This is a genomic window from Streptomyces sp. NPDC004610 (assembly GCF_040609715.1).
GTDB lineage: Bacteria > Actinomycetota > Actinomycetes > Streptomycetales > Streptomycetaceae > Streptomyces.
The window spans coordinates 1-12,480 of the sequence record NZ_JBEXLA010000079.1 but is presented as its reverse complement, the minus strand read 5'-3'; the positions used below and the strand labels follow the sequence as shown (position 1 = coordinate 12,480).

The 12,480-nt window shown below is 71.5% G+C and carries 11 protein-coding genes and 1 pseudogene; 4 read left to right on the top strand and 8 right to left on the bottom strand.

The window, feature by feature from the left end; all coding sequences use genetic code 11:
• Nucleotides 1–189 precede the first annotated feature (189 nt).
• The 3 genes from ABZX40_RS41265 to ABZX40_RS41255 all read right to left on the bottom strand — a co-directional run bounded on the left by ABZX40_RS41265 (nucleotide 190) and on the right by ABZX40_RS41255 (nucleotide 2,856).
• Complete coding sequence (locus ABZX40_RS41265) at nucleotides 190–738, bottom strand: DUF1062 domain-containing protein (RefSeq protein ID WP_355751312.1); 549 nt, start codon at nucleotides 736–738, stop codon at nucleotides 190–192.
• A 324-nt stretch (nucleotides 739–1,062) separates the two neighbouring features.
• Nucleotides 1,063–1,746 carry a methyltransferase domain-containing protein gene (locus ABZX40_RS41260; RefSeq protein ID WP_355751310.1) on the bottom strand — a complete coding sequence of 228 codons (684 nt, stop codon included), beginning with the start codon at nucleotides 1,744–1,746 and terminating at the stop codon, nucleotides 1,063–1,065.
• A gap of 186 nt (nucleotides 1,747–1,932) precedes the next feature.
• Nucleotides 1,933–2,856, bottom strand: coding sequence for an acyltransferase domain-containing protein (locus ABZX40_RS41255; RefSeq protein ID WP_355751308.1), 924 nt, complete (start codon nucleotides 2,854–2,856; stop codon nucleotides 1,933–1,935).
• A gap of 56 nt (nucleotides 2,857–2,912) precedes the next feature.
• On the opposite strand from ABZX40_RS41255, the gene ABZX40_RS41250 reads away from it, so the two are divergent.
• On the top strand, nucleotides 2,913–3,179 hold the full coding sequence (locus ABZX40_RS41250; protein WP_355751317.1) for a DUF6343 family protein: 267 nt from the start codon (nucleotides 2,913–2,915) through the stop codon (nucleotides 3,177–3,179).
• A 133-nt stretch (nucleotides 3,180–3,312) separates the two neighbouring features.
• Here the strand turns inward: ABZX40_RS41250 and ABZX40_RS41245 are convergent, their stop codons facing one another.
• From ABZX40_RS41245 to ABZX40_RS41235, 3 genes are all read right to left on the bottom strand, one after another.
• The gene (locus ABZX40_RS41245) at nucleotides 3,313–3,693 is read right to left on the bottom strand and encodes a tetratricopeptide repeat protein (protein ID WP_355751305.1); all 381 of its coding nucleotides are present in this window, start codon (nucleotides 3,691–3,693) and stop codon (nucleotides 3,313–3,315) included.
• Between the two features lie 50 nt (nucleotides 3,694–3,743).
• Complete coding sequence (coaE, locus tag ABZX40_RS41240) at nucleotides 3,744–4,397, bottom strand: dephospho-CoA kinase (protein WP_355751303.1); 654 nt, start codon at nucleotides 4,395–4,397, stop codon at nucleotides 3,744–3,746.
• Nucleotides 4,398–4,545: 148 nt separating this feature from the next.
• Entirely contained in the window at nucleotides 4,546–5,484 is a 939-nt protein-coding gene (locus tag ABZX40_RS41235) for a PAC2 family protein (protein WP_355751300.1), read from the bottom strand.
• 222 nt (nucleotides 5,485–5,706) lie between these two features.
• Between ABZX40_RS41235 and ABZX40_RS41230 the strand changes: the two genes are divergently transcribed.
• Nucleotides 5,707–6,744 (top strand): right-handed parallel beta-helix repeat-containing protein, encoded by a 1,038-nt coding sequence (locus ABZX40_RS41230; protein WP_355751298.1) that lies wholly within the window; start codon nucleotides 5,707–5,709, stop codon nucleotides 6,742–6,744.
• A gap of 98 nt (nucleotides 6,745–6,842) precedes the next feature.
• On the opposite strand, the gene rpsA is transcribed toward ABZX40_RS41230, so the two are convergent.
• The gene (rpsA, locus tag ABZX40_RS41225) at nucleotides 6,843–8,345 is read right to left on the bottom strand and encodes a 30S ribosomal protein S1 (protein WP_355751295.1); all 1,503 of its coding nucleotides are present in this window, start codon (nucleotides 8,343–8,345) and stop codon (nucleotides 6,843–6,845) included.
• Nucleotides 8,346–8,722: 377 nt separating this feature from the next.
• On the opposite strand from rpsA, the gene ABZX40_RS41220 reads away from it, so the two are divergent.
• Nucleotides 8,723–9,556 carry a class I SAM-dependent methyltransferase gene (locus ABZX40_RS41220; protein WP_355751315.1) on the top strand — a complete coding sequence of 278 codons (834 nt, stop codon included), beginning with the start codon at nucleotides 8,723–8,725 and terminating at the stop codon, nucleotides 9,554–9,556.
• A gap of 4 nt (nucleotides 9,557–9,560) precedes the next feature.
• Nucleotides 9,561–11,993, top strand: a complete 2,433-nt coding sequence (hrpB, locus tag ABZX40_RS41215) for an ATP-dependent helicase HrpB (RefSeq protein WP_355751292.1) — start codon at nucleotides 9,561–9,563, stop codon at nucleotides 11,991–11,993.
• 160 nt (nucleotides 11,994–12,153) lie between these two features.
• Here hrpB and ABZX40_RS41210 read toward each other — a convergent pair.
• Nucleotides 12,154–12,303: pseudogene (locus ABZX40_RS41210) on the bottom strand (porin PorA family protein); the annotation flags it as partial.
• Nucleotides 12,304–12,480 lie beyond the last annotated feature (177 nt).

Genomic DNA, 12,480 nt, shown 5'->3' with positions numbered 1-12,480 from the left:
AGTGGGGAGTTTCCCTGTCCGCGGGGAGATTTAGTGTCCGCCAGCGGGCGACTGATCGTGTCCGCCACCGGGGAGTTCAAGAAGTCCGTTGACACCCATTCATCGCCTCTGAATCACGCAACTCCCGGCACACCCCGAGCACCCGAAGCTCCCCTGTCTCCCCACCTCATCCCCCCACCTCTCCACCCCTCAACGCTTCAACGTGAACCCAAAGTCCCCAGAGCGCTGCCCCCTCAACCGGACGGCCGAGACGAGCCCCCCTCCCTCGATCAACCTCTCCACCTCGCCCCGCGACAGACCGCAACCGTCGGCGATCAACCGCACCGGCCGGACCGGGATCCGCGCCGCGAAGCGGACCGAGATGTCGATCACCTCGCGGTCCAGGTAATCCGAACCGCCGGTGTCGAGCCGCCAGGCACCCGCCCAGTCGAGGGCGATGCGATTACGGCGTTGCAGGACCGGATCCTGAAGCAGCTCGGCTGTCAGGCCGAGGTCGTTGCCGTGGAGCCGGTCGAGCAGCTCGGGTCGTATGGAGCGCACATGCGCCCGCTCCAGGACCGTGAGCTTCGCGGTCTCCCCGCACCCGGTGCACAGGACGAGGAGCCAGACGTCGATGAGCTTGTGGTGGGCGTTGACCCGGAATTTGCCGTCGGCCCGGAAGCGCCCGGACGGGCAGGCGTGGCAACGGCGGAGAACTTGCGGCAGGCAGGTGGGCATGACCACCCAGTCTTGGAGCACAGGAGTACACCGGTTTCAGTGAGAAGTCCGCAGCAGAAAGGAGCGCGGCGCCCAGACGCGACGCGCGACAGATCAGCTCTCAGGAGGTCTCACACGGTGTACAACGGCATGCCCTTCGCCAGACGACTCGGTCCGGCAGCACGGTAGGGGCGTTCGCCGGCCGAACTCCACTCCTTTTCGACATCAGCGTGCGAAGCAACCGGCTCCCACGCCCCTGAACCCCTGCCCTCTCCCCCTCCCCCCTCTCCCCCTCCACCTCCACCTCTCGCCCCTCTCCCCCTCCCCCTCTCCCTCTCCCCCTCTCTCCCTCACATCCCCCTGCCCCTACTCCCCGTCCCTCACCACCCGCACCCACATCCGATCCTCCGTCAGATACTCGGCCACTCTCAGCCCGGCCTCCCCGAGCATCCCCTCGAACTGTTCCCGGGTCATGGGCCGTACCAGGAATGTCTGCGTCCAGATCGCGTCCGGGAACTCGTACTCCGCGCGGACGGAGTGCACTCCGTCGCCCACCGGTTCGGACGACTGGATCCGCACGGTGAAGCCCTGGGGGTCGACCCGTTCGCGCGGCACATCGCTGTGGTAGTCCTCCCCCTCCCGCTGGATCAGCAGGGAGCCGCCCGGTGCCAGGTGCCGGAGGCAGGTGTTCAGCAGGCCCCGCCGGACTTCCTTGTCGCCGGTGTGCACCAGGAACGACGCGAGCAGCACCGCGTCGAATGTCTCGCCCGCGTCGAGCGCCTCGATGGGGCTGCATATCGTGCGGGCGCCCCGGACGCGTTCGAGCATGTCGGGTGATTCGTCCACGGCGGTGACCGTGAAGCCGCGCTCCAGCAGCGGGTGGGTCATCCGGCCCACCCCACTGCCCAGTTCCAGGATCCGCGCGCCCGCCGGAACGGCCGCGGCGATGATGTCGGGCTCCTTGCCGATCGGCAGCCGCGAGTACAGCTCGACCGCGCAGCCGTCCGGGGTGATCGCGCCGGGCCCCGTGCCTTCGTATCCGTCTCGCATTTCCAGCCTCATGCCCATCCAACGGGCCGCCCGCCAGCCCCCGTTCCCACCCCTCCCCCCTTCACTCGTACGAAGGAACCATCCCCGAACAAACAACCAATCCCACGCCTCCCTCCGCAGCGCGGCCACCACCCCGCCCCCACCACGACGGCCCTCGCTCCCCCGCTCCCCCGCTCTCCCCCCGCGTCACCACCGCATCCACCCATGCCCCGTGTACCAGTGCCCGCCCGACCGCAGATGATCCCCGACGGCCCGTTCCAGGGTCGTGCGCCGGGGGAGATCCTGGTGCGGCAGCTCCGGGTCGCCGAAGACGAACTGCACCGGATGGGAGTCGGAGGGCTCGGTGTCGTCGCGGGTGAGGCTGAACCGTTCCTGGAAACGGATGATGTTGGAGTGGGCGGGGAGATACTCGCGCAGTTGCCGGTCGAGCAGCCAGGAGTGGCAGAGCGCGCCGACGTACGGCTCCTCCGGGTAGTGCCGGGCGAAGAAGGCGCGGGCTCGGGCGATGGAGCGGTCGCATCCGGTCGGGGACAGCGGCCCGCTGAAGTCAGGGATGTGGATGCTCAGGTAGAGCGCCCCGGGCGCGGCCTCGATCCCGGCTTCGGTGAGTGCCCGCGCGGTGACGTCGAGGAGCCGGGCCCGTTCGAACTGGAGCCGTCCGAGCTGGTACAGCTCCCCGCAGAAGTGGTGCCGGATCCACTGGGGGACGTGCAGTCCGGCGTGTCCATGGCGTCGGCGGTGGACCGCGAGGTTGCGGCCGAGGTCGGCGAGGGTGCGCCGGGAGATGTCGTCCGGGATGCTGCGGGCCCGGTGGTAGGCGCGGGTGTGGGGCAGCGCGGCGACGAACGCGTACACCGCGAACAGCCGGCCCAGCTCCGGGGGTCCCTCCTCGACCCGGGCCAGGAACTCGCCGCCTGCGCCCGGTTCGGGATGGTCGCCGCCGACCAGTCCCATGCCCCGCGCGAGTTCCTCGACGCACTCCTCCAGAAGCCGCATCGCCCCGGTGTCCGAGGTCAGGGTGCGGTGGCGGGCGACCAGCTCATTGATGTCCTCATGAGGTACGCCGAGGTCCTGGAGGACCTCGGGAAGATCGTCAACGTCCGGCAGCATGCGCGGACCCCCCGTCGGAGAGTACGTTGCAAGCAGGAGCGGTGATCCTGATGCCGATGCGTACGGGCAATGAACCTCGGACGGCGCGCAGTGCGCTGCGGGCCCGCTTCTGGCTGAGTGTGTGGGGGATGTTCTGGGCGATCTTCGGAACCGCCCTGTTCCTGCTGACGGGACATCCCGGGTGGGCCGTCGCGTGTGGTGTCCTGTGGCTGGTGGTCACTGTCGACATGACCATGATCCTCCACCACATCCACCAGGGCCCGCACTACCAGCCCGGCCCGGATGTCCCCCCGTATGAGCCACCGAGGCGCCACCGTACGTGACCGCCGGACGGCATCCGGCCGACCGACCCTGCCCACCCCGCGCCACCCGTACCCCGCCACCCGCACCCCGCCACCACCCGCACCCCGCGGCACCGCGCATGCTCGGCCGAACCGCGCGGCTCCGAGAAGCCGCTCACCCGTCGAAGCGGGCCGCCTTCAGATACTCCGGGTTCGGGTCCAGCGCGGCGGCCAGCCGGAAGTGGCGTTTGGCCTGATCCGGCCGCCCCTGCCGCTCATAGGTGCGGCCGAGGGCGAAGTGGGCGTACGCGTTGTCCGGCTCGCGTTCGAGGACGACCGTGAACTCCAGTTCGGCGGGCCGCAGTTGCGCGGCGGCGAAGAAGGCCCGCGCGCGGAGCAGCCGGGCGGCGGTGTTCTCGGGGTGCGCGGCGATGACACGGTCCAGCAGTTTCACCGCGCCCCGCGGGTCCCGCGCGGTGAGCAGTTGCTCGGCGGCGCGGAAGTCGATGACATGCGTCTCCGGCGTTCTTCCGGGCGATCCGCTGGTTTCGGGCACGGCTGATTCCTTCCCTGGATAGCGGTTCTCAACGCCCTTGAGGGGTGTCGCTATTCCTCCGTGGCCCGTGGGACCGGGGCTCCGGGGGCCGAACCGGCTGCGCCGGCTGAGCCGGCCCTGCGCTGCAGCTCGTCCCACACGTCCCGGACCTGGGTGCGCAGCTGCTCCAGTGGCACATCGTTGTCGATGACGATGTCCGCGATCTTCAGCCGCTGTTCGCGGGTGGCCTGGGCGGCCATGCGCGCACGGGCGTCCGCCTCGGTCATGCCGCGCAGCCGGACCAGCCGGTCGACCTGGGTGGCGGGGTCCACATCCACGACGATCACCAGGTCGTAGCGCGGGGCGAGGGCGTTCTCCGCGAGCAGGGGTACGTCGTGGACGACGACGGCGTTGTCGGCGGCGGCCGATTCCAGTTCTCTGGAGCGGGTGCCGACGAGGGGGTGCACGATGGAGTTGAGCACGGCCAGTCTGTCGGGGTCGGCGAAGACGATGGAGCCGAGCCGGGGCCGGTCCAGGGTGCCGTCGGCGGCGAGTACGTCCCGGCCGAACGCCTCCACGACGGCGGCGAGTCCGGGCGTGCCCGGCGCGACGACCTCGCGGGCGATGCGGTCCGCGTCGATCAGGACGGCGCCGTACTCCACGAGCAGCCGTGACACCTCGCTCTTGCCGGCGCCGATGCCACCGGTCAGGCCAACTTTCAGCATGCCTCGCAGCTTAGGCCCTGCCACTGACACCCGGTCCTGACGGCTTCACCCCTCACCGAAGGAGGCACCCAGGCACCCCCACCCCGGCCCCGCCCCGGTCCCGTCTCCACCCACAGACGACAGACCCGCCCCACCACCGGCGGCGCCCTCAGCCGTCCCCTTCCCGCTCCGCCAGGAATCGTTCGAACTCGCGCCCGATCTCGTCGGCGGACGGGATCTCCACCGGCTCGGCGAGCATATTGCCGCGGCTCTCGGCGCCCGCGACGGCGTCGTACTGGTGTTCAAGGCCCTGGACCAGGGCGGTGAGTTCCTCGTCGCCCTCCTGGATCTGGCGGTCGATCTCGGTCTGGGTGCGGTGGGCGTCCGTGCGCAGGGAGTGGGCGATGCCGGGCAGGACGAGTCCGGTGGCGGCGGTGATGGCCTCCAGCGCGGTCAGTGCGGCGTCGGGGTAGGTGGAGCGCGCGATGTAGTGCGGTACGTGCGCGGCGACGCCGAGGACGTCGTGGCCGGCTTCCATGAGCCGGTACTCCAGGAGCGCTTCGGCGCTGCCGGGGACCTGGGCCTCCTCGAACGGGCTGGACTGGCCGGGGACCAGGTCGGCGCGGTTGCCGTGCGGGGTGAGGCCCACGGGGCGGGTGTGCGGGACGCCCATGGGGATGCCGTGGAAGTTGACCGAGAGGCGGACGCCGAGGCGTTCGACGACCTGACGGACGGCGGCGGCGAAGCGCTCCCATTCCACATCCGGTTCGGGGCCGGAGAGCAGCAGGAAGGGCGCCCCGGTGGCGTCCTGGACGATACGGACCTCGATGGCGGGCTCTTCGTAACCCGTCCATCGGTCGCGGCGGAACGTCAGCAGGGGCCTGCGGGCGCGGTAGTCGACCAGCCGGTCGTGGTCGAAGCGGGCGACGACCTGGTGGGGCAGCGAGTCGAGGAGCCGGTCGACGATCTGGTCGCCGGTCTCGCCCGCGTCGATGTATCCGTCGAAGTGGTAGAGCATGACAAGGCCGGCCGACTCCTGGGCGAGCGCCATGTCGACGACGGCCAGGCCCTTCGGCTCCCACGTGTACAAATCCTGCGGATCAAGCACAGTGACCGCTCCTCCTCGTGTTCCCCCCTCTCAACGTGATGCGGAGCACGGGCATTCCCGCCCGCACCGCACTCCTCTTGACGCCCCGTCACCCCGCCCTTACGGTGCCGTGGATCCGCCCGTTCACATCCCCACCCGCGATCCCCATATGTGAACTTCATCCAGCCCCGGAGATGCCTGCATCCCGCCCGGAGGATGCCCCGCCCGACAGGAAGGTCCCCCATGCGCATCCGCACGCCGCTCACCTCCCTGCTCGCCCTCACCACCGCCACCGGCGGTCTACTGGTCGCGGCCGGCCCCGCCCCGGCCGCCCCGGCCGCCGCCACCGCCACCGCCACCACCACCGCCACCACCGCCACCGCCACCGCCACCGCCACCGCCACCGCCACCACGATCATCGACGTGTCGACCGCCGCACAGCTGAAGTCCGCCCTGACGGCGGTCCGTCCGGGCGACACGATCCGCCTCGCGGACGGCACCTACACCGGCAACTTCAAGGCACTCGTCCCGGCCACCTCGGACGCCCGGATCACCCTCACCGGTTCCGAGCGGGCCGTTCTGACCGCGGGCGGCGGCAACGGCCTGCATCTGAACGGCGCCTCCTACTGGACGGTCAGCGGGCTGACCCTCACCGGCGGCCAGAAGGGCATCATGATCGACGCGGCGACCGGTGTCGTCGTGGACGGGGTGACGGTCCACAACCTCGACATGGAGGGCGTCCACTTCCGCAAGTCGAGCACGGACGGCCTGATCAAGAACTCCTGGATCTACGACACCGGCAATGACGGCCGGGGCATGGGCGAGGGCGTCTATGTCGGCACGGCGAACACGCTCACCGACCGGAGCGACCGGGTCCAGATCCGTGACAACACCATCGGCCCGGACGTCGGCGGTGAGGCCGTCGACATCAAGGAGGGCACCACGGGCGCGCAGATCGTCGGCAACACCTTCGACGGCCTCGGTCTGACCGGCGCCAACTACGACGACTCCTGGGTGGATGTGAAGGGCAATGACGTCCTGGTGGAGAACAACACCGGCCGGAACACCACGAACGACGGCTTCCAGACGCACACCCAGCAGCCGGGGTGGGGCTGCGGCACGGTCTTCCGGAACAACCGGTCGACCCTGACCGGCGCCACCGGCGCCACCCAGCTGGCGATCAATGTCACCAACACCGCCGCCGACTGCAGAACGACGGTCCACAGCAGCAACACGGTCACCGGTGGCAAGGCGCTGACGAACGTCCCCGTAGCGCCATGACCGGCATCCCCGTGAGGCCCTAGAGACGGCATGCCAGAGGGGCCGTACCCCGCAGGGTACGGCCCCTCTGATCAGCTGCTAAGCCTCAGCGGCTGCGTTCAGCTCTGCCCACCGGCCAGCTTCTCGCGGAGCGCGGCCAGCGCCTCGTCCGAGGCCAGCGCGCCGGAGTTGTCCGGGCCCTCGGAGGAGTACGAGCCACCGCCACCGGACGCGGCCGGAGCCGCACCCGCCGCGTCGCCGCCCTCGGCGGCAGCCGCCTCGTCGGCCTCGCGGGACTTGATGACCTGCTGCTGGTGCTGCTCGAAGCGGCTCTGCGCCTCGGCGTACTGGTTCTCCCACACCTCGCGCTGGGACTCGTACCCTTCGAGCCAGTCGTTGGTCTCGGGGTCGAAGCCCTCGGGGTAGATGTAGTTGCCCTGGTCGTCGTAGGACGCGGCCATGCCGTACAGGGTCGGGTCGAACTCGACCGACGCCGGGTCGGCACCGAAGGACTCGTTGGCCTGCTTGAGGGACAGCGAGATCCGGCGACGCTCCAGGTCGATGTCGATGACCTTGACGAAGATCTCGTCGTTGACCTGGACGACCTGCTCCGGGATCTCCACGTGGCGCTCGGCCAGCTCGGAGATGTGGACCAGACCCTCGATGCCCTCGTCCACGCGGACGAACGCACCGAACGGAACCAGCTTCGTGACCTTGCCGGGCACGACCTGGCCGATCTGGTGGGTACGGGCGAACTGCTGCCACGGGTCTTCCTGGGTCGCCTTCAGCGACAGGGAGACACGCTCGCGGTCCATGTCGACGTCGAGGACCTCGACCGTGACCTCCTGGCCGACCTCGACGACCTCGGAGGGGTGGTCGATGTGCTTCCAGGACAGCTCGGAGACGTGGACCAGACCGTCGACGCCACCCAGGTCCACGAAGGCACCGAAGTTGACGATCGAGGACACGACGCCCGACCGCACCTGGCCCTTCTGGAGGGTGGTGAGGAAGGTCTGACGGACCTCGGACTGGGTCTGCTCCAGCCAGGCACGGCGGGACAGGACCACGTTGTTGCGGTTCTTGTCCAGCTCGATGATCTTGGCTTCGAGCTCCTTGCCGACGTACGGCTGGAGGTCGCGGACGCGGCGCATCTCGACGAGGGAGGCCGGCAGGAAGCCGCGGAGGCCGATGTCGAGGATGAGACCACCCTTGACGACCTCGATGACGGTACCGGTGACGATGCCGTCCTCTTCCTTGATCTTCTCGATGGTGCCCCAGGCACGCTCGTACTGGGCGCGCTTCTTCGAGAGGATCAGGCGGCCTTCCTTGTCCTCCTTCTGGAGAACAAGGGCTTCGATCTCGTCACCGACGGCGACGACCTCATTGGGGTCGACGTCGTGCTTGATCGAGAGCTCGCGGCTCGGGATGACACCTTCGGTCTTGTAACCGATGTCGAGGAGAACCTCGTCCCGGTCAACCTTGACGATGACGCCGTCGACGATGTCACCATCGTTGAAGTACTTGATCGTCTCGTCGATAGCGGCGAGGAATGCTTCCTCGTTACCGATGTCGTTGACCGCAACCTGCGGGGTGGTGGCGGTGGTCTCGGTGCTGCTCGTCATGTGGGAAAGGGCTCCGGTACGGACATTGAAGTCGTAGGCACTGCTCACGCCGGGAGCCCGTTTCGCTCTGAAGAAGCCGGACAGCTTAGGAAGCGCCACCCGAAAAGCCGGTGACGCCTCGACAACCGAGGGGACATACAACAGATGCGAGCGCAGCCTGCTACGTCTGAGGAGCGCAGGCCCGCAGCGCAACTTGTAGCATACGGGGGCAGCCGGGCAGGGTCAATGCGCGAACGCGCACACCCGGGGCGGATCGCCGCATACCCGGCACCAGAACCGCCCCAAGAGGCCACGCGGGCCCTTGGGGACCTCTTCAGTGTCGCCGCCGGACGCCGGACGGCCGGAAGAAGCGACCGAAGAGTACGACGAGGGAGCCCATCATCCAAGAGCGCGAATCGCCCCGGCCGCAGCCACCGTCCGAGGAGCCGGAGGCCACCCGGCGTGACGCCGGGACAGCGGAGAGTTCCCGTGCCAACCGGGGCTGGTGGGACCGCAACGCGGACGAGTACCAGATCGAGCACGGCACGTTCCTGGGGGACGACCGTTTCGTCTGGGGTCCCGAGGGGCTGGACGAGGTGGAGGCCGAGCTGCTGGGCCCCGCGGAGGAGCTGAAGGGCAAGGACGTCCTGGAGATCGGCGCGGGCGCGGCGCAGTGCTCGCGCTGGCTGGCCGCCCAGGGGGCGCGGCCCGTCGCCCTGGACCTGTCCCACCGGCAGTTGCAGCACGCGCTGCGGATCGGGGTGTCCTTCCCGCTGGTGGAGGCGGACGCGGTCGCGCTGCCGTTCGCGGACGGCTCCTTCGACCTGGCGTGTTCGGCGTATGGGGCGCTGCCCTTCGTGGCCGATCCGGTGCGGGTGCTGGCCGAGGTGCGGCGGGTGCTGCGGCCGGGCGGGCGGTTCGTGTTCTCGGTGACCCATCCGATCCGCTGGGTGTTCCCCGACGAGCCGGGCCCGGAGGGGCTGAGCGTGGCGTCGTCGTACTTCGACCGCACGCCCTACGTCGAGCAGGACGAGGCGGGGCGGGCCGTGTACGTGGAGCATCACCGGACGCTGGGCGACCGGGTGCGGGACGTGGTGGCGGCGGGGCTGCGGCTGGTGGACGTGGCCGAGCCGGAATGGCCGTCGTGGAACTCCGCGGAGTGGGGCGGCTGGTCGCCGCTGCGCGGGAACCTGATCCCGGGGACGGCGATCTTCGTGTGCGTACGGGACTGAGCGGGTGGTCCGGCACGAGGCGCTGGAGGCGCTTCCGGTGCGCGGGGCGCTGCCCGCGCTGACCGGGGCCCTGGAGGGGGCCGGGACGGCGGTGCTGGTGGCGCCGCCGGGGACCGGGAAGACGACGCTGGTGCCGCTGGCGCTGGCCGGGCTGCTGGGCGGGGAAGCGCCCGCGCGGCGGGTGGTGGTGGCCGAGCCGCGGCGGATCGCGGCGCGCGCGGCGGCGCGGCGGATGGCGTGGCTGCTGGGCGAGGAGGTCGGCGGCCGGGTCGGCTACACCGTGCGCGGGGAGCGGGTGGTGGGGCGCGACGCGCGCGTGGAGGTGGTGACGACGGGTGTGCTGCTCCAGCGGGACCAGGAGCTGGCCGGGGTCGATGTGGTGGTGCTGGACGAGTGTCATGAGCGGCACCTGGACGCGGATACGGCCGCCGCGTTCCTGTGGGACGTGCGGCAGGCGCTGCGGCCGGAGCTGCGGCTGGTGGCGGCGTCGGCGACGACGGACGCCGAGGGGTGGGCCCGGCTGCTGGGCGACGCGCCGGTGGTGGCCGCCGAGGGGGTGTCCCATGGGGTGGAGGTGGTGTGGGCGCCTCCCGCGCGCGGGGTGCGGCCCCCGCACGGGATGCGGGTGGATCCGGCGCTGCTGGCGCATGTGGCGTCGGTGGTGCGGCGGGCGCTGGGCGAGCGGCCGGGGGACGTGCTGTGTTTTCTGCCGGGGGTCGGGGAGATCGGGCGGGTCGCGGGGCTGCTGGGGGATCTCGGGGGTGTCGAGGTGCTCCAGGTGCACGGGCGGGCTCCGGCGGCCGTGCAGGACGCGGTGCTGGCGCGGGGGCGGGGGCGGCGGGTGGTGCTGGCCACGTCGGTCGCGGAGTCGTCGCTGACGGTTCCCGGGGTGCGGGTGGTGGTGGACTCGGGGCTGGCGCGCGAGCCGCGGGTGGATCATGCGCGGGGGCTGAGCGCGCTGACGACGGTACGGGCCTCGCAGGCGTCCGGGCGGCAGCGGGCGGGCCGGGCCGGGCGGGAGGCGCCGGGAGCGGTGTACCGGTGCTGGACGGAGGCCGAGGACGGGCGGCTGCCACGCTTTCCGGCGCCTGAGATCAAGGTGGCCGATCTGACGGCGTTCGCGCTCCAGGCGGCCTGCTGGGGCGATCCGGACGCCTCCGGGCTGGCGCTGCTGGATCCGCCTCCGGCGGCGGCGATGGCGGCGGCCAGGGAAGTGCTGGCCGGGATCGGGGCGGTGGACGCCGGTGGCCGGGCGACGGACCGGGGGGTGCGGCTGTCCCGGCTGGGGGTGCACCCTCGGCTGGGGCGGGCGCTGCTGGACGCCGTACCGCTGGTGGGGCGGGACCGGGCCGTGGAGGCGGTGGCGGGGCTGACGGAGGATCCGGCCGCCCTGCGGGCGCTGCGGGGCGCGGTCCCGGCGGGCGAGCGGTCGGCTCCGGATCCGGCGTTCGACGGGGTGGACGTGCGGGGTGACGCGTCCGGGCTGGTCGCCGCGCTGGCCCATCCCGAGCGGGTGGCCAGGGCGGACGGCGGGTCCTTCCTGATGGTGTCCGGTACCCGGGCCGATCTCGCGGAGGGGTCCGCGCTGCGGGGCGCGGCCTGGATCGCCATCGCCGTCGCGGACCGTCCCCTGGGGCGGGGGCACGCGCGCGTACGGCTCGGTTTCGAGGTGTCCGAGGCGGTCGCTCGGGGCGCGGCCGGGGCGTGGCATGCGCGGGGCGAGGAGGTGCGCTGGGCCGACGGGGACGTGCTCGCCCGGCGGGTGGAGCGCCTGGGCGCGATCGAGCTGACGGTACGGCCCCTCAAGGACCCCGATCCGGGACTCGTCCGGGAGGCGGTGCTGGACGGGCTGCGGCGGGAGGGGTTCGGGCTGCTGCGGTGGGGGCCGGACGCGGAGGTGCTGCGGCAGCGGATGGCGTTCCTGCGGCGGCGGCTCGGGGAACCGTGGCCCGAGGTGTCGGACGAGGCGCTGCACGCGCGGGTGGCCGAGTGGCTGGAACCCGAGCTGGGCCGGGCCCGGCGGCGGGCGGACCTGGGGCGGATCGACGCCGGGCAGGCGCTGAAGCGGCTGCTGCCGTGGGCGTCGGGGGACGCGGTACGGCTGGACGAGCTGGCGCCGGAGCGGATCACCGTACCGAGCGGGTCGCGGGTACGGGTCGACTACGGGGACCCGGAGCGGCCGGTGCTCGCGGTGAAGCTCCAGGAGATGTTCGGGCTCCAGGAGTCGCCGTCCGTGGCCGGGGTGCCGCTGCTGGTGCATCTGCTGTCCCCCGCGGGCCGCCCGGCGGCGGTGACGGCGGACCTGGCGTCGTTCTGGAAGGACGGCTACCGGGGTGTACGGGCGGAGCTGCGGGGCCGGTACCCGAAGCATCCGTGGCCCGAGGACCCGGCGGCGGCCGAGCCGACCCGGCACACCAGCGCGCGGCTCAGGCGGTGACCGGTTCGGGTTCCGGGCGCCGGCCGGGGGCGGGGCGCCGCCGGGGCGACGGGAGCGGGTCTCCAGGGCGAGGGCGAGCAGGATGACCCCGCGGGTGGGAAGCCCCAGGGGTGGGAGGAGGTGAGGGGCGGGATCAGGGTGTGGTGGGGCCATTTTCTCGGGCGTCCGTGTCGAGGAGGGTGGCGTCCTGCGCCTCCAGGACCGTCGTCCGGTACTGGCCCGGCGGGCCCTTGGCCAGCCGCAGGGAGGTGTACCAGCGGGGCAGGGGCGCGAGCGCCGCGAAGGACACGGCGAGGGCGAGCAGGATCAGACCGGTCTTGCGACGCCGCTCGGCTCCCTTCGGGGTGGTGGGGGTGAGAGGGGAACGTGTGCGGCGGTGCGGGGCGGGGCTCCTAGTGTGATGCGCCGGAAATCCTGAGGATTAGTAAGTACCCTGTTGCCATGTCGCATTCGGGGCCCTCTGCTGTGGCGATCACGTTGTCCGATG

Bases quoted from the DNA above. Each gene is read 5' to 3' on its own strand.
- rpsA (WP_355751295.1), bottom strand. From the start codon at position 8,345: ATGACGAGCAGCACCGAGACCACCGCCACCACCCCGCAGGTTGCGGTC.
- ABZX40_RS41260 (WP_355751310.1), bottom strand. From the start codon at position 1,746: ATGCGAGACGGATACGAAGGCACGGGGCCCGGCGCGATCACCCCGGAC.
- ABZX40_RS41230 (WP_355751298.1), top strand. From the start codon at position 5,707: ATGCGCATCCGCACGCCGCTCACCTCCCTGCTCGCCCTCACCACCGCC.
- ABZX40_RS41250 (WP_355751317.1), top strand. From the start codon at position 2,913: ATGCGTACGGGCAATGAACCTCGGACGGCGCGCAGTGCGCTGCGGGCC.
- ABZX40_RS41255 (WP_355751308.1), bottom strand. From the start codon at position 2,856: ATGCTGCCGGACGTTGACGATCTTCCCGAGGTCCTCCAGGACCTCGGC.
- coaE (WP_355751303.1), bottom strand. From the start codon at position 4,397: ATGCTGAAAGTTGGCCTGACCGGTGGCATCGGCGCCGGCAAGAGCGAG.